The sequence below is a fragment of the Streptomyces sp. PH10-H1 genome, assembly GCF_030063355.1.
In the GTDB taxonomy this organism is placed as follows: domain Bacteria; phylum Actinomycetota; class Actinomycetes; order Streptomycetales; family Streptomycetaceae; genus Actinacidiphila.
Genome location: NZ_JASISZ010000089.1, coordinates 1 through 21,605, shown reverse-complemented (window position 1 = coordinate 21,605; position 21,605 = coordinate 1). Strand labels below are relative to the sequence as shown.

The 21,605-nt window shown below is 71.7% G+C and carries 22 protein-coding genes, 1 other RNA gene and 3 pseudogenes; 13 read left to right on the top strand and 13 right to left on the bottom strand.

Translation table 11 applies throughout. The features are described 5' to 3' along the window. Positions 1-11 precede the first annotated feature (11 nt). Positions 12-959 (top strand): 3-oxoacyl-ACP reductase, encoded by a 948-nt coding sequence (locus QMK24_RS35185; protein WP_283470932.1) that lies wholly within the window; start codon positions 12-14, stop codon positions 957-959. A gap of 105 nt (positions 960-1,064) precedes the next feature. On the opposite strand, the gene QMK24_RS35180 is transcribed toward QMK24_RS35185, so the two are convergent. Together QMK24_RS35180 and QMK24_RS35175 are read right to left on the bottom strand one after the other, a co-directional pair. Beyond that, positions 1,065-1,220, bottom strand: coding sequence for a hypothetical protein (locus tag QMK24_RS35180; RefSeq protein WP_283470931.1), 156 nt, complete (start codon positions 1,218-1,220; stop codon positions 1,065-1,067). Positions 1,221-1,384: 164 nt separating this feature from the next. Next, positions 1,385-2,551, bottom strand: coding sequence for a hypothetical protein (locus QMK24_RS35175; RefSeq protein WP_283470930.1), 1,167 nt, complete (start codon positions 2,549-2,551; stop codon positions 1,385-1,387). Positions 2,552-2,842: 291 nt separating this feature from the next. Here QMK24_RS35175 and QMK24_RS35170 point away from each other — a divergent pair, with 291 nt between their 5' ends. Genes QMK24_RS35170 through QMK24_RS35160 form a run of 3 tightly spaced genes read left to right on the top strand, consistent with a single transcriptional unit; the run spans position 2,843 to position 5,741 of the window. Continuing rightward, the gene (locus tag QMK24_RS35170) at positions 2,843-3,796 is read left to right on the top strand and encodes a Nif3-like dinuclear metal center hexameric protein (protein ID WP_283470929.1); all 954 of its coding nucleotides are present in this window, start codon (positions 2,843-2,845) and stop codon (positions 3,794-3,796) included. Then, a complete protein-coding gene (locus QMK24_RS35165; protein WP_283470938.1) occupies positions 3,793-4,536 on the top strand; it encodes a zinc ribbon domain-containing protein in 744 nt (247 codons plus the stop codon). The genes QMK24_RS35170 and QMK24_RS35165 overlap by 4 nt, the downstream gene beginning before the upstream one ends. Then, positions 4,536-5,741, top strand: coding sequence for a bifunctional RNase H/acid phosphatase (locus tag QMK24_RS35160; RefSeq protein WP_283470928.1), 1,206 nt, complete (start codon positions 4,536-4,538; stop codon positions 5,739-5,741). The genes QMK24_RS35165 and QMK24_RS35160 overlap by 1 nt, the downstream gene beginning before the upstream one ends. Positions 5,742-5,813: 72 nt before the next feature. On the opposite strand, the gene eda is transcribed toward QMK24_RS35160, so the two are convergent. Then, positions 5,814-6,431: a bifunctional 4-hydroxy-2-oxoglutarate aldolase/2-dehydro-3-deoxy-phosphogluconate aldolase gene (eda, locus tag QMK24_RS35155; protein WP_283470927.1), complete on the bottom strand. Its 618-nt coding sequence runs from the start codon at positions 6,429-6,431 to the stop codon at positions 5,814-5,816. A 78-nt stretch (positions 6,432-6,509) separates the two neighbouring features. Further along, complete coding sequence (gene yaaA, locus QMK24_RS35150) at positions 6,510-7,298, bottom strand: peroxide stress protein YaaA (RefSeq protein ID WP_283470926.1); 789 nt, start codon at positions 7,296-7,298, stop codon at positions 6,510-6,512. A gap of 85 nt (positions 7,299-7,383) precedes the next feature. On the opposite strand from yaaA, the gene QMK24_RS35145 reads away from it, so the two are divergent. The 3 genes from QMK24_RS35145 (at position 7,384) to rnpB (ending at position 8,619) form a co-directional block, all read left to right on the top strand. After that, positions 7,384-7,497, top strand: coding sequence for a hypothetical protein (locus QMK24_RS35145; protein WP_502962659.1), 114 nt, complete (start codon positions 7,384-7,386; stop codon positions 7,495-7,497). A 116-nt stretch (positions 7,498-7,613) separates the two neighbouring features. After that, on the top strand, positions 7,614-8,183 hold the full coding sequence (locus QMK24_RS35140; RefSeq protein WP_283470937.1) for a Uma2 family endonuclease: 570 nt from the start codon (positions 7,614-7,616) through the stop codon (positions 8,181-8,183). 31 nt (positions 8,184-8,214) lie between these two features. After that, positions 8,215-8,619, top strand: an RNA gene (gene rnpB, locus QMK24_RS35135) — RNase P RNA component class A. Positions 8,620-8,730: 111 nt separating this feature from the next. Here rnpB and QMK24_RS42085 read toward each other — a convergent pair. From QMK24_RS42085 to QMK24_RS35125, 3 genes and pseudogenes are all read right to left on the bottom strand, one after another. Further along, a pseudogene (locus tag QMK24_RS42085) lies at positions 8,731-8,835 on the bottom strand (peptidoglycan-binding domain-containing protein); the annotation flags it as partial. Positions 8,836-9,238: 403 nt separating this feature from the next. Beyond that, positions 9,239-10,102 (bottom strand): PhzF family phenazine biosynthesis protein, encoded by an 864-nt coding sequence (locus QMK24_RS35130; RefSeq protein WP_283470925.1) that lies wholly within the window; start codon positions 10,100-10,102, stop codon positions 9,239-9,241. 112 nt (positions 10,103-10,214) lie between these two features. Continuing rightward, on the bottom strand, positions 10,215-11,000 hold the full coding sequence (locus QMK24_RS35125; RefSeq protein WP_283470924.1) for an SDR family oxidoreductase: 786 nt from the start codon (positions 10,998-11,000) through the stop codon (positions 10,215-10,217). Between the two features lie 81 nt (positions 11,001-11,081). Here QMK24_RS35125 and QMK24_RS35120 point away from each other — a divergent pair, with 81 nt between their 5' ends. Next, positions 11,082-11,393, top strand: coding sequence for a 4a-hydroxytetrahydrobiopterin dehydratase (locus QMK24_RS35120; RefSeq protein ID WP_283470923.1), 312 nt, complete (start codon positions 11,082-11,084; stop codon positions 11,391-11,393). Positions 11,394-11,426: 33 nt separating this feature from the next. On the opposite strand, the gene QMK24_RS35115 is transcribed toward QMK24_RS35120, so the two are convergent. Both QMK24_RS35115 and QMK24_RS35110 read right to left on the bottom strand, forming a co-directional pair. Further along, positions 11,427-11,567 (bottom strand): hypothetical protein, encoded by a 141-nt coding sequence (locus QMK24_RS35115; RefSeq protein WP_283470922.1) that lies wholly within the window; start codon positions 11,565-11,567, stop codon positions 11,427-11,429. Positions 11,568-11,609: 42 nt separating this feature from the next. Beyond that, positions 11,610-12,626, bottom strand: a complete 1,017-nt coding sequence (locus QMK24_RS35110; RefSeq protein WP_283470921.1) for a Gfo/Idh/MocA family protein — start codon at positions 12,624-12,626, stop codon at positions 11,610-11,612. An 80-nt stretch (positions 12,627-12,706) separates the two neighbouring features. On the opposite strand from QMK24_RS35110, the gene QMK24_RS35105 reads away from it, so the two are divergent. The 3 genes and pseudogenes from QMK24_RS35105 to QMK24_RS35095 all read left to right on the top strand — a co-directional run. Continuing rightward, on the top strand, positions 12,707-13,975 hold the full coding sequence (locus QMK24_RS35105) for a multidrug effflux MFS transporter (protein WP_283470920.1): 1,269 nt from the start codon (positions 12,707-12,709) through the stop codon (positions 13,973-13,975). A gap of 17 nt (positions 13,976-13,992) precedes the next feature. Then, positions 13,993-14,190 (top strand): hypothetical protein, encoded by a 198-nt coding sequence (locus QMK24_RS35100; RefSeq protein WP_283470919.1) that lies wholly within the window; start codon positions 13,993-13,995, stop codon positions 14,188-14,190. Further along, positions 14,156-15,226: pseudogene (locus tag QMK24_RS35095) on the top strand (serine hydrolase domain-containing protein); the annotation flags it as partial. The gene QMK24_RS35100 and the pseudogene QMK24_RS35095, both read left to right, overlap by 35 nt. A gap of 34 nt (positions 15,227-15,260) precedes the next feature. Here QMK24_RS35095 and QMK24_RS35090 read toward each other — a convergent pair. Further along, on the bottom strand, positions 15,261-16,442 hold the full coding sequence (locus QMK24_RS35090) for a YncE family protein (protein ID WP_283470918.1): 1,182 nt from the start codon (positions 16,440-16,442) through the stop codon (positions 15,261-15,263). Further along, positions 16,442-17,239, bottom strand: coding sequence for a polysaccharide deacetylase family protein (locus QMK24_RS35085; RefSeq protein ID WP_283470917.1), 798 nt, complete (start codon positions 17,237-17,239; stop codon positions 16,442-16,444). Before QMK24_RS35085 ends, QMK24_RS35090 begins: the two co-directional genes overlap by 1 nt. Positions 17,240-17,519: 280 nt before the next feature. Between QMK24_RS35085 and QMK24_RS41605 the strand changes: the two are divergent. Further along, a pseudogene (locus tag QMK24_RS41605) lies at positions 17,520-17,704 on the top strand (GDP-L-fucose synthase); the annotation flags it as partial. A gap of 34 nt (positions 17,705-17,738) precedes the next feature. Here QMK24_RS41605 and QMK24_RS35075 read toward each other — a convergent pair. Then, entirely contained in the window at positions 17,739-19,217 is a 1,479-nt protein-coding gene (locus QMK24_RS35075) for an exopolysaccharide biosynthesis polyprenyl glycosylphosphotransferase (protein ID WP_502962658.1), read from the bottom strand. Between the two features lie 332 nt (positions 19,218-19,549). On the opposite strand from QMK24_RS35075, the gene QMK24_RS35070 reads away from it, so the two are divergent. Next, a complete protein-coding gene (locus tag QMK24_RS35070; protein WP_283470914.1) occupies positions 19,550-20,617 on the top strand; it encodes a small ribosomal subunit Rsm22 family protein in 1,068 nt (355 codons plus the stop codon). Here the strand turns inward: QMK24_RS35070 and corA are convergent. Beyond that, positions 20,602-21,605, bottom strand: a 1,004-nt coding sequence (gene corA, locus QMK24_RS35065; RefSeq protein ID WP_283470913.1) for a magnesium/cobalt transporter CorA, incomplete at its 5' end; no start/stop codon positions are given. The genes QMK24_RS35070 and corA overlap by 16 nt on opposite strands.

The window sequence follows — 21,605 nt, the reverse complement described above, 5'->3', positions numbered from 1 at the left end:
AGAGGACCAGGATGTCTGTGCACGGGCAGCAACTGTCGGGTCTGGCCGCGATCGTCACCGGGGCCGGGCGCGGCCTCGGCCGGGCCGAGGCCCTGGAGTTGGGACGGCTCGGCGCGAGTGTCGTCGTCAACGACTTCGGGCAGCCGGGCCGGGACGGCTCCGGCGAGGCGTCCGCCACCCCGGCGGAGGAGGTCGCGGCCGAGATCGTCGCGGCGGGCGGGCAGGCTGTCGCCCACCACGGTGACGTGGCCGACTTCGAGGAGGCCCGGGGTCTGGTCCGGCTCGCCGTCGACACCTACGGACAGCTCGACATCCTGGTCAACAACGCGGGCATCCTCCGCGACCGGATGATCTTCTCCATGTCGGAGGCGGAGTGGGACGCGGTGATCCACGTCCATCTCAAGGGCCATTTCAACACGACCCACTTCGCGTCCGTCCACTGGCGCGACCGCTCCAAGGCGGCGGGCCGGCCGGTCTACGGCCGGGTCGTCAACACCTCCTCCGAGGCGTTCCTCGCCGGCTCGGCCGGGCAGCCCAACTACGCCGCCGCCAAGGGCGGCATCGTCGGGCTCACCACCTCCACGGCTCTCGCGCTCGGCAAGTACGGCGTCACCGCCAACGCGATCTGCCCCCGCGCCCGCACCCGGATGACGGAGGACGTCTTCGCGGGCTATCTGGAGGTGGAGGAGGGACTGGACCCGCTCGCCCCCGAGCATGTCTCGCCGCTCGTCGGCTACCTGGCCTCACCGTCCGCCGCACGCGTCAACGGCCAGCTCTTCGTCGTGCACGGCGGCATGGTCGCGGTCGTCGACCGCCCCCGCGTCGCCGCCAAGTTCGACACCGCCAAGGACGTCTTCAGCTACGACGAACTCGACGGTCTCCTCACCCCGTACTACGCGGACCGCGACCCGAACCACACCTTCGCGGCGAGCGAGGTCCTGGCCCTCAAGCACGACTAGCCCTCCCAGCAGGCTGCTCTCCTCAAACGCCGGCCCGGATGTTCAGCCCGGCCGGCGTTTGAGGCCGATCTTTGAGCCCGGCCGGCGATGGAGGGCTGTTTCAGTTCAGCCTTGCGTGCCCGCAGGGCGCCGGTGCCGCCCGTGTGACGGGGCGTCGCCGTCGTGCGGCGAGGCAGGCCCGCGGTGGCGGCCCGCCGTGTCGTCGCGGGCCGAGCCCTCCCGGCGGCGCCCCTCGACGGAGTCGGATATGGCTTCGGACATGGAACGTCTCCCCGATGAATGGCGTGCTGGTTTGCGCTTGAATCGGCCGAATATCCCCAACCTGGCCTGTGCGTACGCCCGTTGGTCACCCTCGGTGTCCGAGGGGTCCGGATGCGTAGCCTCTTGTGAGTGTAGTCGGCGGCCGCGTCCGGAGATCATCGGGGTTACCGAGCCCGCGCCGCGGCGAGCGGGGCCTGCTGGAGCGGGAGTACGGACAGGGCCCGCGCTTCGTCCCCCGGCGGCTCGCAGGACGGCTCCGGCCCGCTGTCCGGCCCGGCGGCCGCGATCGCCGCCCGCTCGGCGGCCGTGACGGCCGGAGCGGGGGCGGCGGGCGGTGCCTCGTACTCGGCCAGGCCGAACGGCCAGCGCTCGCACGCGTAGGGCAGCCGCAGCGACCCGCGCCCGGACCACAGTCCGGTGCCCGCGAGCCAGCCCTCGGGGGCGGTGAGCCAGCTGACCGTCCGTTCGCCCGGCCGCCAGACCACGGGCGAGGCTCCGTGCGGCCCCTCGGCGCGCAGCGCCACCGCCGACCCCTCCGGCATCAGTATCTGGCCGGACTGCGCGGCGAACGGCGTGAGGACCGTGTCGTCCATGCGCAGCGCCTCCGGGAACCGCACGGGCCGCCTGCTGCCCAGGACGCCCCAGCCGAGCCGGTCGGTGCCGGGGGCGTCGCTGCGCAGCAGGAGCAGTCCGCTGTCGGGTTCGGCGAGCAGGACCCGGTCGTTGCTGTCCTCGGCGATCTGCAACAGCGGGGTCACCTCGCCCTGCCGCAGATCGACCGCCACCGCCTTGGTGTGCCCGTCGTCCGCGCCGACGCGGTCGAGGGCGAGCATCCGGCCGGCCCGGTCCAGCCAGACGCCGCCCGTGCAGCGGCCCGGCAGGGTGGCGAGCAGCTGCGGTCCGCCGCTGTGGTTGCCGCCGCCGCTGCCGCAGGCGAGCCACACCTGGGTGGCTCCTTCGACCTGGACGAGCGCGAAGGCGGCGCCGGCCACGGGCGGCAGCAGCCGTACCTCCCGGCCCTCCAGCGAGCCGAGCGGCAGTTCACCGGTGCCGGGTCCGGTCGGGTAGAGCAGCGCGAGGTCGTACCGCTCCGCGACGAGGCGGCGGATGAGGACCCGCCCGTCGGGCAGCGGCAGCACCTCGGTGCCGGGTTCCTCCGGCTGGTTGCCGGGCAGCGGGACGGTGTACGGCTCGGGGCCGGCCAGCGTCCAGCGCTCGGGGTACCAGCCGCCGTCACCCGACTCGGTGAGGCAGGCCGCGTAGGAGCCATCGGCCGCGATCGTGAACCCTGCCCGCAACACCGTGGCCTTTTCGATGGCACAAGCCGTCATGTGTTGGTTCACCTCCGGATGACGACGCTAGTTTTCGCACTTCCGGATGATCAACGCGAGTCGGTGCAGTTCACACGTAAGGGTGGCACTTTCTCCGTTTACCGGAAGATCGGGCAGCTGCTGTGATCCGTGACCGGAACCACACCTTCCGGACTTGGCGGACGTCGCTCGGCGGGGCCGCGGTCGCGCCTCGTCACGCAGCGGGGGTCACGTGGCCGAAGTCGGTCCCCCACTGCCCGCGGCCTGCCCGCGATTCCGGTCGGCGCGGGGGAGAGCGGTAACCTTCCTCCCGTGCCCTCACTGTCCGACGTCATCGCCGCGCTCGAAACCCTGTGGCCCGCTCACCGGGCCGAGCCGTGGGATGCCGTGGGCCTGGTCTGCGGCGATCCCGGGGCGGAGGTCTCGCGGGTGCTGTTCGCCGTCGACCCCGTGCAGGAGGTCGCCGATGAGGCGGTACGAATCGGCGCCGACCTGCTGGTCACCCACCATCCGCTGTACCTGCGCGGTACGACGACGGTCGCGGCCACCGGCTTCAAGGGCCGCGTCGTGCACACACTGATCAAGAACGATGTGGCCCTGCACGTCGCCCACACCAACGCCGACCGTGCCGACCCCGGCGTCTCCGACGCCCTCGCCGCCGCCGTCGGACTGCGGATCACCGGGCCCCTCGTACCGGACGACACCGACCCGGCGGGACGCCGCGGGCTCGGCCGGATCGGCGAGCTGGAGACCCCGCTCACGCTGGCCGAGTTCGCGGCGCGGGCCGCCCGCGGCCTGCCGCGTACCGCGACCGGGCTGCGCATCGCGGGCGACCCGGAGCAACTGGTCCGCACCGTGGCCGTCTGCGGCGGCTCGGGCGACGGTCTCTTCGACGACGTACGCCGGGCGGGCGTCGACGCCTATCTCACCGCGGACCTCCGGCACCACCCGGCCTCCGAGGCCCAGCAGCAGGGACTGTCGTCGGACGGTAGGCCTTCCCTGGTGGATGCCGCACACTGGGCAACCGAGTGGCCGTGGTGCGAGCAGGCCGCGGGTCAGCTCGACGAGGTCTCCGACCGGCACGGCTGGGCCCTGCGGACGTATGTGTCGCACCAGGTCACCGACCCGTGGACGGCCCACGCCCTCGCGCCGGAAGCTCTGTCCACCGCCTCTTCGTCCCGCACCTCTTCGTCCAGCCAGACGCCCGCCGCCACCCTTCCAACGAGCGCTTCGCGCCCGCAGTCTCACCCAGGAGCCCCCCGCTGAACGCCGCCCCCGCCGACCAGATCCGCCTCCTCGAAGTCCAGGCCCTCGACTCGCGCATCGGGCAGCTGGACCACAAGCGGCACCACCTCCCCGAGCACGCCGAGCTCGACCGCCTCAACGCCGATGTCACGCAGCTGCGCGACCTCCTCGTCGCCGCGCAGACCGAGGAGAGCGACACCGCCCGCGAGCAGGTCAAGTCCGAGCAGGACGTGGACCAGGTGCGCCAGCGCGCCGCCCGCGACCAGCAGCGGCTCGACTCCGGCGCCGCGGCCTCCCCGAAGGACCTGGAGAACCTGCAGCGCGAGATCGTCTCGCTCGCCAAGCGGCAGAGCGACCTCGAGGACGTCGTCCTGGAGGTCATGGAGCGCCGCGAGACCATGCAGGAGCGGGTCAAGGAGCTGACCCACCGGCTTGAGTCCGTACAGGCCAAGGCCGCTGAGGCCGAGACCCGTAAGGCGGCCGCCCTGAAGGAGATCGACGCCGACAGTTCCAAGGCGGTCAGGGAGCGCGAGATCGTCGCCGGGGCCGTCCCCGCCGACCTCCTGAAGCTCTACGACAAGCTGCGCGCGCAGCAGGGCGGCGTCGGCGCCGCCCGACTCTACCAGAAGCGCTGCGAGGGCTGCCGTCTGGAGCTCAACATCACCGAGCTGGGCGAGGTGCGGGCGGCTCCCGCCGACACCGTGGTCCGCTGCGAGAACTGCATGCGCATCCTGGTCCGCACCGCGGACTCCGGCCTCTGATGGCTCGTAGTTTCGTCGTCGAGGCCGACGGCGGGTCCCGGGGCAACCCGGGCCCCGCGGGCTACGGCGCCGTCGTCCTCGACCCGGTCACCGGTGAGACCCTCGCCGAGGCCGCCGAGTACATCGGCCACGCCACGAACAACGTCGCCGAGTACCGGGGCCTGATCGCCGGTCTGCGGGCCGCGAAAGCGCTCGATCCCGAGGCCGTGATCCGGGTCCGGATGGACTCCAAGCTCGTCGTCGAGCAGATGTCGGGGCGCTGGAAGATCAAGCACCCGGACATGCGCCCGCTCGCCGCCGAGGCGAAGTCCGTGCTGCCGCCGGGGCAGGTGACGTACGAGTGGATCCCGCGCGAGAAGAACAAGCACGCGGACCGGCTCGCGAACGAGGCGATGGACGCGGGCAAGAAGGGCCTGCAGTGGGAGCCGAAGGCTGCCATCGTGCGCAGCGAACTCGGTCTTGGCAGCGGTTCCGGCGGTGGTACGGGCGAGGTTGTGGATCCGGCGCCGACCCTCGCCGGCGCATCCCAGGACCCGGCTCCGGCGGCCGCCGCCGCGGCCGGCTGGTCGGCGGCTGCCGACCTCGGGACGCCCACCACCTTCGTCCTGCTCCGGCACGGCGAGACCGCCCTCACGCCCGAGAAGCGGTTCTCGGGCAGCGGCGGCTCCGATCCCGAACTGTCGGAGAAGGGCCGCCGGCAGGCCCAGCAGGCCGCGGCCGCGTTCGCGGCCCGTGGCACCGTCCAGGCCGTCGTCAGCTCCCCGCTGGCCCGCTGCCGCCAGACCGCCGAAGCCGTCGCGACGCGCCTCGGCCTCGAGGTACGGATCGACGAGGGCCTGCGCGAGACCGACTTCGGCGTCTTCGAGGGGCTCACCTTCGCCGAGGCGCGGGAACGTCACCCGGCCGAGCTGGACGCCTGGCTCGCGTCGGCCAAGACCGCCCCGCCCGGCGGCGAGAGCTTCGCGGCCGTCGCCCGCCGGGTCGCGCTGTCCCGCGACAAGCTCCTCGCGCGGTACGCCGGAAAGACGGTTCTTCTCGTCACGCACGTCACCCCGGTCAAGACCCTCGTCCGGCTCGCCCTCGGCGCTCCGCCCGAGTCCCTGTTCCGTATGGAGCTTTCGGCGGCCTCCGTATCGGCGGTGGCCTACTACGCCGACGGCAACGCGTCCGTGCGCCTGCTGAACGACACGTCGCACCTGCGGTAGCCGCGGGTAGGGCTGGTCCGGTCCGCTTGTCCGCCGCTTGTCCGCCGCTTGTCCGCCGTCCCGCGGGGCCGTTCAGCCGTGCAGGGCGGCGGCCTCGCGGGCGAGGGCCTCGACGCGTCCCCAGTCCTTGGCGCGGAGCGCCTCGGCGGGCAGCATCCAGGTGCCCCCGACGCAGCCCACGTTGGGCAGTGCCAGATACCGCGGCGCGGCCGCGGCGTCGATCCCGCCCGTGGGGCAGAACCGCGCGAGCGGCAGCGGTGCGGCGAGCGACGTCAGATACGCGGTGCCGCCGGCGGCTTCGGCCGGGAAGAACTTCATCTCCGTTATGCCGCGTTCGAGCAGGGTGACCACCTCCGACGTCGTCGAGACACCGGGCAGAAACGGCAGCCCCGACGCGCGCATCGCCTCCAGCAGCAGGTCCGTCCATCCCGGGCTCACCAGGAAGCGGGCCCCGGCCGCGACCGCCGCACCGACCTGCCCGGGCGTCAGGACCGTTCCCGCGCCCACGACCGCGTCCGGGACGTCGGCCGCGATCGCGGCGATGGCCTCGAGCGCGGCCGGCGTCCGCAGGGTGACCTCGATCGCGGGCAGGCCGCCCGAGACGAGGGCGCGGGCCAGCGGCACGGCGTCGGCGGCGTCCTCAAGAACGACGACGGGGATGACGGGGGCGAGGTCGAGGACGGAAGTCATGCCCGCCATCCTGCCCGCGGCCCAGCATCATGCGCAACGCCCGTTGCACATGATGCAACGGGCGATGGGCGAGTGGTGTCAGTGGATCTCGGTCACCAGCACATCGAGCTTCCCCGGCGCCTGCTCCTCCACCAGAAAGCCCAACTCCCGCAGCGTCCCCGCCAGCTTCGCCGGAGTTCTCGGCCGCGCGCCCGACTCCAGGAGGGCCCGCACCAGCCGGCCCTTGGTGGCCTTGTTGAAGTGGCTCACCACCGACCGCTTCTCGACGCCGTCGACCACCATCACCTGCAGCACCCGTACGGTGGCCCTCCGGGCGGCCTGCTCGCTCCTCGGCTTCGGCTTCCACGCGCTCGCGTACGCCGCGGACCGCAGGTCCAGCACCAGCCCGTCCCCCGCCGCCTCCGGAACGACATCGGCCATCGGCCCCCGCCAGTACGCGCCGAGCGCGCCCAGCGCGGGCAGCTTCACGCCCATCGAGCAGCGGTACGACGGAATCCGGTCCGTGATCCGCACCGCGCCCCACAGTCCGGAGAACACCAGGAGAGAGGCCTCCGCGCGCTTGTGGGCGGCCCTGCTCAGCGTGGCGAGTCCCAGGGCGTCGTAGAGCACGCCGGTGTACAACTCCCCGGCCGGCAGTGTCGGCGCCGTGAGCAGCCCCGCGTCCTTGGCGACCTCGCCGCGCAGCCCCGGGCTCAGCCCGAGCACCTCGGCTGCCTTCTCCTCGTCGCCCGCGCACAGCTCCACCAGCTCCGCCAGCACCACGGACCGCGCCTCGTTCAGCCCGGACAGCGAGAGCGACCCCAGCTCGACGGCTGGACCGGCGCCCCCGGTGGCCTTGCCCTCGGACGGCGGAAGCAGGACGAGCACAGCAGTTCTCCCTCATACGAACCCATACGAACCCATACGGACCAACAACGACCTTGGTGCAGCCTACGGGCCCCCTTACGACCTGGTGCGCGGTAGGGAGCGGGCCCCCGCCGCCCGCCTCCCCCTGGGCCGCCACCTCCGCGTCCGCCTCACCGCGGCCGACCCGGGCACCGCCAAGGTGCTGTTCGCCCCGGCGTAGTCCCGCGCCGGGCGCCGGTGTGCCACGATCGAATGAAGTACTCCCGACTGATCAACACCGGCCCCCTCGGCTCCTGCGTTGGTCCTCAGACAAGGAAGGGGCGTGAGATGAGCGCCATGGCACATGAGCCGCTCGCGCAGGAGGAAGCCCTGTTGGAGGGCTTCTTGGCCCTGGATACCCCTGAGGGTTTCCGGGCCGAGTTGATCGAGGGGGAGATTGGTGTGACGCCGCCGCCGGACGGGGATCACGAGGACTACTTCAGCGCGATCGTGGAGCAGGTGTTCACCCGTTCCACGACACGTATGAGGGCGTCGGGCAACAAGGGGCTGAAAGTGCCCCGCGGTGGCCTGTGTCCCAAGAACCACCTGATCCCGGACGCGACGTTCGCCCCTGCCGAGGCACGACTCTTCCGGGGCGCCGAACCGTGGATGCCCTGCGAGGGCGTGGCCATGGTGGTCGAAGTGACATCCACCAAGCCGGACAGCCACCGAAAATCCAAGCGGCACTGCTACGCCCTCGGTGGTATCCCGCTCTACCTGCTCGTCGACCGTGACAACGCATCGGTCACGCTCTTCAGCGACCCCGAGGACGACGAGTACCGGCAGGCGGACATGCGTCCCTTCGGCAAGCCGGTGAAACTTCCCGAGCCGTTCTCGTTCTGGCTGGAGACGGACGAGCTCACCTGAGCAGGTCGACTAGGATGAGCGGCACGGCGGACGAGCCGGCCGGGCGGCCGCGGCGGGATCTTCGGATCCTTCCGAGGAACGTCCGGGCTCCACAGGGCAAGGTGGTGGGTAACGCCCACCCGGGGTGACCCGCGTGCCAGTGCCACAGAAAATAGACCGCCGGGAGCCGCAAGGCGCCCGGTAAGGGTGAAACGGTGGTGTAAGAGACCACCAGCGTCCAGGGTGACCTGGACGGCTTGGTAAACCACACCTGGAGCAAGGTCAAGAATGGGCCGCCGAAAGGCAGCTCTGCGCGGATGACTGAGGGCTGCCCGCCCGAGTCCGCGGGTAGACCGCACGAGGCCGGCGGCAACGTCGGTCCCAGATGGATGGCCGCCTCCCCATGGCCCGCAAGGACCACGGGAGACAGAACCCGGCGTACAGGCCGACTCGTCCGCCGCCTGTAATGCACCGACGTCGGGAACCCGAGCCCGGAGAGCCGGTACTGCACCGCCGTCACCGCGCTCCCGCTCGCGCCCTGCGCCACTGACGCGCACAGCTGGTTCCAGGTCCGGTTGCCCGCCACCCCGTCGATACCGGCCTCGATCAGCTTCTGGAACGCGCGCACCGCGTCCTCGGTCGCCGGACCGCTGCTGGACTGAGGTTCGCCCAACGCGGCATCAATGGCGAGGAGTCCGCCGAAGACATGGCCGAGATGATCCTGCGCATGCTCGGAGTCCTGTGCGACGAAGTCCGGGACATCGCCCGACGCCCCCTACCCGGCCTGGATTGACCTGGGAGGGGGCGTACCTGACGCCGTGTCCGTAGGGCTGGAGCGTCGAAGCCTCGGTGATCTGCGGTGTCTTCGGCTGCCCGGATTCGGGCGCGGCGTGGTGGCGGGGCAGCACCAGCGCCACCAGGACGGTGCCGGCGGCGAGGGATGATGCCGCCGATCAGGCTGGTGTGCGCGACCGCGTGGGTGAAGGCGTGGTCGGCGGCGGCCGCGACGCCGTATGGCCCTGGCAGACGCGGCCTGAAAGCCGTCAGGCCGCGTCCTGTCAGGGCATGACGTTCCGTCAGACGGTGTCCGGGATGGTGGCTCCCGTTCCGGTGACGCGGATCCGGGAGTCGCCCTCGCGCAGCTCGACCGTGAGGATGCCGGGGCGGCCGAGGTCCTCGCCCTGGTGGAGGGTGAGGGTGGCGGGGGCGGTGACGAGGCCCTGGTCGCGCAGGTACGCGCCCAGCGCGAGGGCGGCCGCGCCGGTGGCGGGGTCCTCGACGACACCGCCGATCGGGAACGGATCGCGGACGTGGAAGACGGAGTCGGAGGCGCGCCACACCAGTTGGACGGTGGTCAGTTCCAGGCCGGTCATGAAGGCGGCCAGCCGCTCGAAGTCGTAGTCGAGCCCGGCCAGCCGCTCGCGGGTGGCGGCGGCGAGCACGAGGTGGCGGGCGCCGGCGTAGGCGATCCGGGGGGTGAAGGCCGGATCGAGGTCGGCGGCCGGCCAGCCGAGGGCGTCGAGCGCCTCGGTGAGGGCCGCGGCGGAGATCTCCTCGATGTGCGGCTCGACGCTGGTGAGGGTGGCACGCAGGCTGCCGGAGGCGTCGGCGGCGACCGTGACGGGGACCTCGCCGGCGGCGGTCGAGAAGAGCAGGTCGCCCGTGCCGATCCGCTCGGCGAGCGCGATCGCCGTGGCGACCGTGGCATGGCCGCAGAACGGCACTTCGGCCTTCGGGCTGAAGTAGCGGACGGTGAGGGACCGCCCTTGCGAGGCGGTGATGAAGGCCGACTCCGAGTAGCCGACCTCGGCCGCGATGGCGAGCATCGTGGCCTCGTCGAGGGCGGAGGCGTCCAGCACGACACCGGCCGGGTTGCCCCCGGCCGGGTCGCTGGAGAAGGCGGTGTAGCGGAGGACTTCGATACCGGAATTCAACGTCATGACCTGCACCAACGACGTTGGCCGCCGTGGTGTTCCCGGGGCGGCGTTCCCGAAGCGGCCGGGCGGCCTGGCCGGTGGAATGGCCCCGGTGCCGAACAGGCCGGCAGCCCGGTCAGCCGCGCCCGATGTACGGCATCGTCGTCGCCATCACCGTCGCGAACTGCACGTTCGCCTCCAGCGGCAGCTCGGCCATGTGCAGCACCGTGCGCGCCACGTCCGCCACGTCCATCACCGGTTCCACCGCCGTCGTGCCGTTGGCCTGCTGGATCCCGGTCTTCATCCGGACGGTCATCTCGGTCGCCGCGTTGCCGATGTCGATCTGGCCGCAGGCGATCCGGTACGGGCGGCCGTCCAGCGACAGAGACCTCGTCAGGCCGGTCATCGCGTGCTTGGTGGCGGTGTACGCGACGCTGTTCGGGCGGGGCACATGTGCCGAGATCGATCCGTTGTTGATGATCCGTCCGCCCTGCGGGTCCTGCCCCTTCATCGCCCGGAACGCCCCCTGCGCGCACAGGAACGCGCCGGTGAGGTTGACGTCGACGACGGAGCGCCACTGCTCGTACGTGATGTCCTCCAGCGGCACCGGCGGACCGAACATCCCGGCGTTGTTGAACAGCAGGCCGAGCCGCCCGAAGCTGTTCCGTACCTTCGCGAAGAGCCGGTCGACGTCATCGGGCCGGGTCACGTCCGCGGGCACGACAAGCGTGCGCCCGATCGCCGCCCCGATCGCCGCCCCGATCGCCGGCTGACCCGCCAGACCGGCCGTCTCCTCCAGCGCTTCCACCCGCCGGCCCGCCAGCGCCACCGACCATCCGGCCCCGGCCAGCGCCAGCGCCACCGCGCGCCCCACGCCGGAACCGGCGCCCGTCACCACTGCCACCTTCTCGATCTCACTCATGGCATCGCAGGGTATGCGGTGCGACGATGGAGATCAGCGCCGCCCCGAAGGGGATCGCCGCTCCGAAGGAGGCCACGGGATATGCCGACCGCCGACCCGCTGTCGAACAAGGAGATCGCGGACCGCCTCGCGGAACTCCCCGGCTGGGAGCTCTCCGCCGACGGTGCCGCCCTCGTCCGCACCTACCGGCTGGCGCATCTGCCCGCGGCGATTTTCGCGGTGCACATCGCTCAGGTGCAGAACGAGCTGGACCACCATTCCGATCTCACCCTCGGCTACAACACACTCGGCGTGGCGATCACCACCCATTCGGCGGGTGGCCGGCTGACGTGGAAGGATTTCGGGCTGGCCGCCCGTATCGCGGCCCTCGCGCCGGCCCACGGGGCGGAGTAGCCCCACCCCCACCCCTCACCTCATGCCCGGCGCTCAGCCGAAGCGGCGCAGCAGGACCGCCTTGGCGGCGGAGAACTCCTCGTCGGTGAGTATGCCGTCGCGCGTCAGCAGCTCTGCCATGCTCCCGATCCTAAGCGCCGCCCGCCGGGCCCTCCAGGAGTTCCAGAAGAGCACCGGACCCGAAGAGCCCGGACCCAGAACCCCGGCCCCGGACCGTTACTCGCCGGGGTACCGCACCCCGATGCGCTCGCGGACGGCGTCCAGGGTGCGCATCACGGCGAGGCTGCCCGCCAGCGGCACGAGCGGTGACTCGGTCTCGCCCGCCCGCAGGCACCGCATGACCTCGGCGGCCTCGTGGCGCAGGCTGTCCCGTTCCGGGACGGCGGTGACGTCGGCCAGCCGGAACTCCTCCGGGTCGTGGCCGGAGCGGTGAAGGGTGAAGCGGTCGGGATAGAAGAAACCGTGCGGGATCTCGATGCGTCCGGTGGTGCCGGTCACGGAGGCGGTGACGGGCGCGTCGGAGCTGATGGAGCAGCTGAGGAGGGCGAGGGCGCCGCCGTCCCAGCCCAGGACGATGCCGGTGGTGTCGTCGACGCCCTCGGGGGTGAGATGGGCGGTGGCCTGGACGGTGTCGGGCTCGCCGAGCAGCAGGTGGGCGAAGGAGACGGGGTACACACCGAGGTCGAGGAGGGCGCCGCCGGCGAGGGCGGGGTCGCGGAGCCGGTGGTCGGCGGTGAACGGGCCGGCGATGCCGAAGTCCGCGTGGATGGCGCGGATATCGCCGATGGCGCCGTCCCGCACGAGGTCGAGCATGCGCAGGATCAGCGGGTTGCAGTACATCCACATCGCTTCCATGAGGAAGCTGCGGCGGTCGGCGGCGAGGACGGTGAGTTCTCCGGCCTCGCGGGAGTTCACCGTGAACGCCTTCTCACACAGCACGGCCCGCCCGGCCTCCAGGCACAGACCGGCGGCGGCGCGGTGCGCCGAGTGCGGGGTGGCGACGTAGACGACGTCGAGGCTGTCGTCCTGGGCCAGCTCCGCCCAGCTCCCGTAGGCGCGGGGGATGCCGTAGCGGTCCGCGAAGGTCTCGGCGGAGCCGATGCTCCGCGAGGCCACCGCGGCGACCTCCGCGTCCGGCAGGGTCAGCAGAGCCTCGGTGAACGTGGCGGCGATGCCGCCGGTCGCCAGGATGCCCCATCGGATCTTGTCGTCGCCGTTCGCGCCGTGCACCATGCGTCCGCCCCATCAGGTCTCGACCACTTGCGAATGCCTGAAAGAATAGGCAGCTGTTCGACGATGACTCGGAGGGACCCATGCAGGAAGCCGGTCCGACCACCCCCACCCGAATATCCGGTGCGCGGCAGCTCACCGAGCAGCGCCGTACGGGGTGGATCGTCACGCTGGTGCTGGGCGGGTTGACCGCGCTGGCACCGCTCTCGATGGACATGTACCTGCCGGCCCTGCCGAAGGTCACCCACGCGCTGCACAGCCCCGCCGCGACCATCCAGCTCACTCTGACCGCCTGCCTGGCCGGAATGGCGCTCGGGCAGCTGGTCGTCGGGCCGATGAGCGACAAGTGGGGGCGCCGCCGTCCGCTGCTGGCCGGCATGGTGGTCTACGTCTTCGCCACCGCCGTCTGCGCCTTCGCGCCCAGCGCCGAGCTGCTGATCGCGTTCCGGCTGTTCCAGGGCCTGGCGGGCGCCGCGGGCATCGTCATCGCCCGGGCGGTCGTCCGCGACCTGTACGACGGCGTCGAGATGGCCCGGTTCTTCTCGACCCTGATGCTCGTCTCCGGGGTGGCGCCGGTCATCGCGCCCGTCATCGGCGGCCAGGTGCTGCGGCTCACCGACTGGCGCGGCGTCTTCGGCGTCCTCACCGTGATCGGGGTGCTGCTCACCCTTCTCGTCTGGCGGCGGCTGGACGAGACGCTGCCGCCGGAGGACCGGCACAGCGGCGGCCTGGGCGAGACGTTGTCCGCGATGCGCCGGCTGCTCGCCGACCGGGTCTTCACCGGCTATATGCTCGCGGGCGGCTTCGCCTTCGCCGCCCTCTTCGCGTACATCTCCGGCTCGGCCTTCGTCGTGCAGGACCTCTACGGCGCGTCCCCGCAGACGTTCAGCCTGCTCTTCGGCCTGAACTCGATCGGCCTGGTCGCGGCCGGCCAGTTCAACGGCAAGGTGCTGATCGGCCGGTTCAGCCTCGACGCGGCGCTCGGCGCGGGCCTCGCGGTGATCACCCTCGCGGCCGCCGCACTGCTGGTCATGGCCTCGGGAGTGTTCGGCGGGGTGGGGCTGGTGCCGATGGCGGCGGGCCTGTTCGTGCTGATGTCCGCGATGGGCCTGGCCCTGCCCAATACGAACGCGCTGGCGCTGATGCGCACCAAGCATTCGGCCGGCTCCGCGTCCGCGCTGCTCGGCACGACCTCGTTCCTCATCGGCGCGGTCGCCTCGCCGCTGGTCGGGATCGCGGGGGAGGGGACGGCGGTGCCGATGGCCCTGGTCCAGCTGGTCTGCGCGCTGATCGCGGTGGGGTGCTTCGCCGGGCTGTGCCGCCCGTGGCGACGTACTGTGGAGGCACCGTAAGACGTCAGGAGGCAGCAATGACCGAGCCGACCGACGGGCAGCGCTGGGCGTTCAAGACCGCCGACAGCATGCTGCACACCGGATCCGAGAATCCGGTGGACCCGGAGGACCTGGTGATGCTCTCCGGCCGCGAACCCACCCCTGAGCTGATCGAGAAGGCCCGCAAGGCGATGGAGGAGCATGGCGCCGCGGCTATCGAGAGGTACCTGCCCTGAGGCGGGCCTCCACGCCGGAGAACTGCGGCGGATCGTCCCCGGGCTGAGGACGGCCCTGGAACCCGCTCCCGTCCACCCCTGGTGCGCGGGAGCGGTCGTGCTCGCCGGGCGCGGCCACGTCGTCGCGCTGCACGAGGCGGTCGGCTGGGCGGTGCGCTACGGGGCCTACGACGAGGCGGCCGACCGGGGGGTCGAGCTGCCTCCGGAGCAGCGGGTGCCGATGCGGCCCGACACCGTCTTCGACCTGGCATCGGTCAGCAAGCTCTTCGCGGCGGTCATCGCGCCGCGGTACCTGGACCTGGACCGCGCGGTCGCGGCGTACGTGCCGGAGTTCGCGGCAGCCGGCAAGGCGGACATCACCGTCCGGCAGCTGCTCGACCACACCTCCGGGTTCCGGCCGGAGCTGCCCTTCTACGACCTGCCCACCGCGAAGGCCCGGCGGCGGCTGCTGTGGGACGAGGCGCCGCTGTGCGCGCCCGGCGCCGTACGCGGCTACTCCGACCTCAATCTGATCGCGCTGCAGCAGGTACTGGAGCGGGTCACGGGACAGCCGCTGGACGTCCTGGTCAGGGACGGGATCACCGGGCCGCTCGGCATGACCGACACGGGTTACAACCCGCCCGCCGCCCTGCTGCCGCGGATCGCCGCGACCGAGGACCAGCGGCGGCCCTGGGGCAAGCTCGACCGCGGGATGGTGCGCGGCGTCGTCCATGACGAGAACGCCTACGCGGCGGGCGGCGTCAGCGGGCACGCCGGGCTCTTCTCCACCGCGTGGGACCTGGCCCTGCTGTGCCGGGCGCTGCTCGACGGCGGCGGCCCGTACCCCGGCTTCGAGACCGACCAGCCGGGCTTCATGGGCGAGCTGGCCGGGCGCGGCGCCGTCGGGCACACCGGCTTCACCGGTACGAGCCTGGTGATCGACCCCGCCACCGACACGTTCCTGGTGCTGCTCACCAACTCGGTGCACCCCAGCCGCACGTGGCGGGAGGGCAGCGCGCCCCGGGCCGCGGCGGCGACGTGCCTGGCCCGGAGCGTGCTGCCCTCCTGAGGCGCTCTCGATGCCCCGGCGGCTAGCGGAAGATGCCGGTGTGACCCAGCGAGTAGCGGCCGGGCTGCGGGTAGACGGCCAGGCCGTGCGGTCCCGAGCCGACCGGGATCTTGGCGATGGTGTGGCCGTCGCTGGTGTCCATCGCGTAGACCTCGGAGTTGTAGCGCCCCGACAGCCAGAGGACCTTGCCGTCCGCGGACACGCCGCCCATGTCGGGGCTGCCGCCGCCGGGGATCTCCCACTTGTGGACGAGTTTGCCGGTGGCGAAGTCCAGGACCGACACCGATCCCTCGCCGCGGTTGGAGATGTACATCGACCGGGAGTCGCGGCTGACGTAGAGGCCGTGGGTGCCCTTGCCGGTGGGCATCAGCGTCGGCTTGCCGAACGTGTCACCGTTCAGCACCCACATGCCGTCGGCCATCATGTCGGCCACGTACCAGGTGCTGCCGTCCGGTGACATCTTCACGTCCTGCGGCATCGCCCCGTCGAAGGGCAGCCGCTGCTGGCCGATCACCTCCATCTTCTCGGTGTCGACCTTGAGCAGCTCGCCGGAGAACTCGCAGGAGACGATGAAGTACCTGCCGTCGGGCGAGAAGTCCGCGTGATTGACGCCGTAGCAGGAGACGGGGACGGTCTTCTTGACGGCCATCGTGTGGGCGTCACGGAAGACCAGCTCGCGGTCGAGGGAGGCCATCACCACCGCGTACTTGCCGTTCGGCGTGAAGTAGAGGTTGTACGGATCGTGCACCGCGACCGGCGCGCCGACCGCGCCGTTGGCCGGGTTGATCGGGGTGAGCGTGTGGCCCCGGTTGTTGTTGACCCACAGGGTCTTCAGGTCCCAGGAGGGCACGACGTGCTGCGGCTGCTCGTCGACCGGGATCGTCTCGATGACCTTGTACGTTTTCGGGTCGATCACCGACACCGTGTTGTCGTTGCTGTTCGGCACGTACACCCGGGACGGGAAGCCCTTCACCACCGGCGAGAGCGCGTTGGGGCGGTCCGCCGCGTAGACGTCCTTGGGGTTGAGCACGGGGGGCATGCCCGGCAGGCCTAGAGGCACGGCCGTCTTCACGACGGCCTTGGTCACGGCAGGGGCGGGTACGTGCTGCTCGGTGCCGCCCTTTCCACAGCCGGCGGTGGCGGTCACGAGGGCGACGGCGGCGGCGAGCAGGGCGGCGCGGCGTGCGCTGTACAAGGGACGCATCAGGTCAGTAGCTCCGTCGTGGTCACGGCGCGCAGCCCGCGCCTTTTCAGGTCGTCGAGGATCCCGGGCAGTGCGGCGATCGTGCCGGCGTACCCGAAGTGCAGGCTCACCACGGATCCGGGGCCGACGTCCCGGGCCACATTGGCCCGGACGGCCCCGGTACCGGGTTCGGTGAAGTCGAGAGAGTCCACGTCGTACGAGAGGACGTGCTCGTACCCCGCCTCCTGGGCGAGACGTACCACGAGCGGGGTGGCGAGCCGGGTCCGGGAGGGGCGGAACCAGCGGCCGGGCGTACCGGTGAGCCTGCGCAGCCGGTCCGCGCAGCCGGTGATCTCGGCGGCCGCGGCGGCCGCGCCCATCCCGCAGATGTCGCCGTGGGTCTGGGTGTGATTCCCCAGCTCATGACCGCCGTCGAGCACCCGGCGGGCCAGCTGGGGACAGGCGTCGAGCCACTCGCCCACGGCCAGCACCGTGAGACGCGCTCCGGCCTTCTCGGCCTCGGTCAGCAGGGCGGTGGCGATGGCCGGTTCGCCCCGGCCGTGGAAGGTGAGGGCGACCTGGGGTCGGTTCCTGGGCCCGTGCTCGATCTGCGCGGGCAGGCCGCGCGGAAGCGGCGGCGGGGAGGCCGGCACGGCGGCCGGCGCGGAGGAAGGTGCGTCGGACGGGCGTGCGAGCGGCGCCTTGCTGGCGGCGGGAGCCGGGGAGACCTCGGTGGCGGGGGGCCGGCCGTCCGCACAGCCGGTGAGCATCGCTCCGGCGGCGGCGACCTGCAGCACGTTACGGCGGGTCATGGACATTGAGGATCACTTTAGAACGGAATGCCCGATGTTTTGATGTTATTGGGGCGCGGCGCGTGGCGGAGTCGGCTGACATGATGTCGTCCCGCGGTAACGACCTGGCTGTTCTGTCCCCGCCGCTCAGCCCGGTTCCCGCCGATCAGCCGTGCCGCTCGGCTCCGTCCGGGGTGACGGGCCGGGTGAGTACGTCCAGTGCCCGGCGCAACTGGGTGCTGGACGTACTCGCGGAGACCGTCAGGGACGTCGTCGGCTATGAGGGTGCCATTGGGTGCTGGACGTACTCGCGGAGACCGTCAGGGACGTCGTCGGCTATGAGGGTGCCATCGCCTGGGACTCGGCCAAGCCCGATGGCACTCCGCGCAAACTGCTGGACGTGTCCCGGCTGACGGATCTCGGCTGGAAGCCGGTGATCCCGCTGCGGGACGGCTCGCCTCGGTGTACACCCAGTGGCGGCCAGAGGCGTGAGGGGTCTGCGGGTGAGGGAACAACAGGCACAGGTCTAATACGCCCCTCGCCCGTCGACCACGGCACGGAGCGTGCGGGCCATCACGTCGACGTCACTGGTGAACGACCAGTTGTCGACGTACTGCAGATCGAGTGCGAGCGTCTCGTCCCAGGACAGGTCGGAGCGGCCGCTGACCTGCCAGAGGCCGGTGATGCCCGGCTTGACGGCCAGCCGGCGCAGTTCGATCTCGTCGTAGCGGGCGACCTCTTCCGGCAGCGGCGGACGAGGACCGACCAGCGACATCTCGCCCCGCAGCACATTGACGAGCTGCGGCAGTTCATCGAGTGAGCAGCGGCGTAACAGCCGGCCGACGCGGGTGACCCGGGGGTCGCGGCGCATCTTGAACATCAGGCCGTCGTTCTCGTTGGAGGCCGTGAGTTCGGCCTTGCGGGCCTCGGCGTCGACGACCATGGTGCGGAACTTCCACATGGTGAAAGGCGCGCAGTTCTGACCGTGCCGGATCTGCCGGTGGAAGGCCGGGCCCGGCGACCCGAGCCGGATGGCGGCGGCGACCAGGCCGAACAGCGGTGCCAGCAGCAGGAGCCCGGCGGCTGCTCCGGCCCGGTCGAAGGCGGCCTTGAGCTGGATCTGGACCCCGCGCCGGGTGGGCGGGGCGATATGGAGCATCGCCAGCCCGGCGGGCGCGGCGAGCTGGACGCGGCGCACGGCCACATCGACGAGCCCCGGCAGTACGGCCAGCGGCAGTCCGGCGTCGTGCAGCGCCCAGGACAAACGTTTCAGCCGCTCACCGGCCATCCGGGGTCCCGCTGCCACCAGCACGAGTTCCGCGCGGTGGTCCCGGGCGGCGCCCAGCACCAGGGCGGAGTCGTGGCTCGGGGCGGCCGGTGACACGGAGCCGAGCCGGGCGCTGACCGGGGCGCCGCATTCGAGGTTGGCGTTGCCGACCGGGACGACACCGACGACCACATAGGCGTGGTCGGTGCGTCCGGCCAGATGGCCGACCACATGGTCCGCCGCGCTCGGCTCGCCGATCACCAGCACCTTGCGCACCGCGTGCGCCTCGCGCCGGGCGGCCACGAGATGACGGTGCGTCACCTTGCGGCAGGAGGCGGTCAGCAGCAGCCCGGGGGCCAGCCCGAGCAGCGCGAGCGAGGGCTCGGAGATCTCGTTGAGCCCGGTGCGCGCCACCGCCAGGACCCCGAGCAGAATCAGCCAGTCGTAAAGCACCGGCAGAGCGGCCCGGGACTCGCCCAGGGCCTGCGCCGAGTAACGGCGCCGGCAGGTCTGAACGCACAGCCAGGCGACCGCGGCTGCCAGCGCGCACGCCAATGGATGTGGCTGACGCGTCGCGTGGAACACGAGCGTCACGGGCAGTGCGACGCCTACCAGATCGGCGGCAAGCGCCACCGGCAGGTACCACGTCGCCTTGTCACTGAGCCCGTGCGGAGCTTTGCTCCGCACGGGTATCGATTCTGCTTCGATCAGACCATTGGGTACTTCGACACGCCGCATGGACCCCCCTGGCACATCGCGACCGACTGGGCGCGGATGCCACTTCCCCAAGCAGCAATGCGCCGTGATAACCCGGAACGCTAGGCCACATGAGTGGTCATCCGCTGCGGTTTACGTATATTCGAGCCGATGTTCTGTCCAAGTTAAAATCTTGGCTGCGCACAGATGGTCATGCGGAGTATGGCAGGCGTCCACTTCAGCGCTGAGGCCCTCCGGTGGCGCCCGCCGCGGCGGCGCGGGAATCCCGTCCGGGACGGGTGCGGTGCCGGGTCGCACCAGTAGGGCGGGTAAGGGTCCGGGACCCTGGGCGCCGCCCCTTACAGTTGTCGCTTGTGTCCACCTTGCAAGCCCCCGATGATCTGCGCGCCGCACTGAACGGCCTGCTCGACGGCCTGCCGCCGACCCAGGCGGCCCAAGCCGTCGACCGGCTGATCGCCGCCTACCGAGGCGCGACGCCGACCGACGCCCCGATTCTGCGCGACGCCTCCGACGTCGCCGCGTACGCCGCGTACCGGATGCCCGCCACCTACGCCGCCGTTCGCTCCGCACTCGCGGAGTTCCAGGCGCGGGCGGGCTCATGGACTCCGGTTACCCACCTCGATGTGGGCGGCGGCACCGGAGCGGCGGTCTGGGCGGTCGCCGACACCTGGCAGCAGGACACCCACACCAGCACCGTCCTGGACTGGTCCGAGGCCGCCCTCACCCTCGGCCGCGAACTGGCCGGCGGCGCCGACTCCCCGGCGGTGCGCGCCGCCGAGTGGCGCGGGGCCCCGCTGGGCGGCGCCGTTAGCCTGCCCGAGTCCGATCTCGTCACCATTTCGTACGTGCTCGGCGAGCTCGCCCCCGCGGACCGTACGTCCGTCGTCGCCGAGGCGGCCCGCGCCGCACGGGGCGCCGTGGTGATCGTCGAGCCCGGCACCCCCGACGGCTACGCCCGTGTCATCGCGGCCCGCGACCAGCTCCTCGCCGCCGGATACACCGTCCTCGCCCCCTGTCCGCACAACGGGACCTGCCCCATCGAGGGCAACGACTGGTGCCACTTCGCGGCCCGCGTCAACCGGTCCTCGCTGCACCGCCAGGTCAAGGGCGGCTCACTGCCGTACGAGGACGAGAAATTCAGCTACGTCGCGGCCGCCCGCTTCCCGGCCACGCCCGCCGCCGGGCGCGTCGTCCGGCACCCGCAGATCCGCAAGGGACAGGTACTGCTCGACCTGTGCACCCGGGACGACGGGCTGTCCCGCAGCATCATCACCAAGAAGCGGCACGGCGATCTGTACCGCGCCGCCCGGGACGCGGACTGGGGCGACGCCTGGCCGCCCGCAGCCGACGAACACGGTGGCCCCGGCGACCCCGGTGTCCCCAGCGACCTCGGCGACCTCGGGAATCAGAGCCAGCCGTAGCGCCGGAAGGCCCGGTAGCAGAGCGCCGACAGCGCGGCCGTCACGCCCATCATCAGCGGATAGCCGAAGCTCCAGTGCAGCTCGGGCATGTTGTCGAAGTTCATCCCGTAGAAACCGGCGATCATCGTCGGGATCGCCAGGATCGCGGCGGCGGCGCTGATCCGCCGCATATCGGTGTTCTGCTGCACGGCGAGCTGGCTGAGATTGGCCGACAACAGCCCATCCACCAGCTCGGTGTAACCGGCCAGCCGCTCCCGTACATGGGACAGATGGTCGGAGACGTCCCGCAGATAGCGCGCCACCTCGGGACCGATGAGGTGGTGCGGGTCCTCCGCCAGCCGCTGCAGCGGGCGGGCCATCGGATGGACGGCCCGCTTGAACTCGATCAGCTCGCGCTTGAGCTGGTAGATCCGCTCGGCGTCGTCGCCGTGCCCGGCCGAGAACACATCGGACTCCAGCTGGTCCACATCCAGCTCCACCGCGTCCGCGACATCCAGGTAGTCGTCGACGACCTGGTCCGCGATCGCGTGCAGGACGGACGCCGGGCCCTGTGCCAGCAGATCGGGCCGCGCCTCCAGGTTCTGCCGCACCCGGGACAGGCCCGGCGCGCTGCCGTGCCGGACCACCACGACGAAGTCCTCGCCCAGGAACATCATGATCTCGCCGGTGTCGACCACCTCGCTGGTCGCCGTCAGCTTCTCGTGCTCCACGAACACGATCGTCTTCAGCACCAGGAAGAGCGTGTCGCCGTAGCTCTCCAGCTTGGGCCGCTGGTGCGCCTTGACGGCGTCCTCCACGGCGAGCGGATGCAGGCCGAACACATCGGCGATCTCCACCAGGTGCTCGGCGTCCGGCTGATAGAGCCCGATCCAGGCGAAACCGCCCGGCCGCTCCCTGGCCGCCGCCAGCGCCTCACGCGGCGGGAGGGTCGCGAACCGCTTGCCGTCCTCGTACACCGCGCAAGTGCACCGCGGACGTGATCGTCGAC

Bases quoted from the DNA above. Each gene is read 5' to 3' on its own strand.
- QMK24_RS35130 (WP_283470925.1), bottom strand. From the start codon at position 10,102: ATGACGTTGAATTCCGGTATCGAAGTCCTCCGCTACACCGCCTTCTCC.
- QMK24_RS35180 (WP_283470931.1), bottom strand. From the start codon at position 1,220: ATGTCCGAAGCCATATCCGACTCCGTCGAGGGGCGCCGCCGGGAGGGC.
- QMK24_RS35085 (WP_283470917.1), bottom strand. From the start codon at position 17,239: ATGTCCATGACCCGCCGTAACGTGCTGCAGGTCGCCGCCGCCGGAGCG.
- QMK24_RS35090 (WP_283470918.1), bottom strand. From the start codon at position 16,442: ATGCGTCCCTTGTACAGCGCACGCCGCGCCGCCCTGCTCGCCGCCGCC.
- eda (WP_283470927.1), bottom strand. From the start codon at position 6,431: ATGACTTCCGTCCTCGACCTCGCCCCCGTCATCCCCGTCGTCGTTCTT.
- QMK24_RS35100 (WP_283470919.1), top strand. From the start codon at position 13,993: ATGACCGAGCCGACCGACGGGCAGCGCTGGGCGTTCAAGACCGCCGAC.
- QMK24_RS35140 (WP_283470937.1), top strand. From the start codon at position 7,614: ATGGCACATGAGCCGCTCGCGCAGGAGGAAGCCCTGTTGGAGGGCTTC.
- QMK24_RS35175 (WP_283470930.1), bottom strand. From the start codon at position 2,551: ATGACGGCTTGTGCCATCGAAAAGGCCACGGTGTTGCGGGCAGGGTTC.
- QMK24_RS35185 (WP_283470932.1), top strand. From the start codon at position 12: ATGTCTGTGCACGGGCAGCAACTGTCGGGTCTGGCCGCGATCGTCACC.
- QMK24_RS35160 (WP_283470928.1), top strand. From the start codon at position 4,536: ATGGCTCGTAGTTTCGTCGTCGAGGCCGACGGCGGGTCCCGGGGCAAC.
- QMK24_RS35105 (WP_283470920.1), top strand. From the start codon at position 12,707: ATGCAGGAAGCCGGTCCGACCACCCCCACCCGAATATCCGGTGCGCGG.
- QMK24_RS35110 (WP_283470921.1), bottom strand. From the start codon at position 12,626: ATGGTGCACGGCGCGAACGGCGACGACAAGATCCGATGGGGCATCCTG.
- QMK24_RS35125 (WP_283470924.1), bottom strand. From the start codon at position 11,000: ATGAGTGAGATCGAGAAGGTGGCAGTGGTGACGGGCGCCGGTTCCGGC.
- QMK24_RS35120 (WP_283470923.1), top strand. From the start codon at position 11,082: ATGCCGACCGCCGACCCGCTGTCGAACAAGGAGATCGCGGACCGCCTC.
- QMK24_RS35075 (WP_502962658.1), bottom strand. From the start codon at position 19,217: ATGCGGCGTGTCGAAGTACCCAATGGTCTGATCGAAGCAGAATCGATA.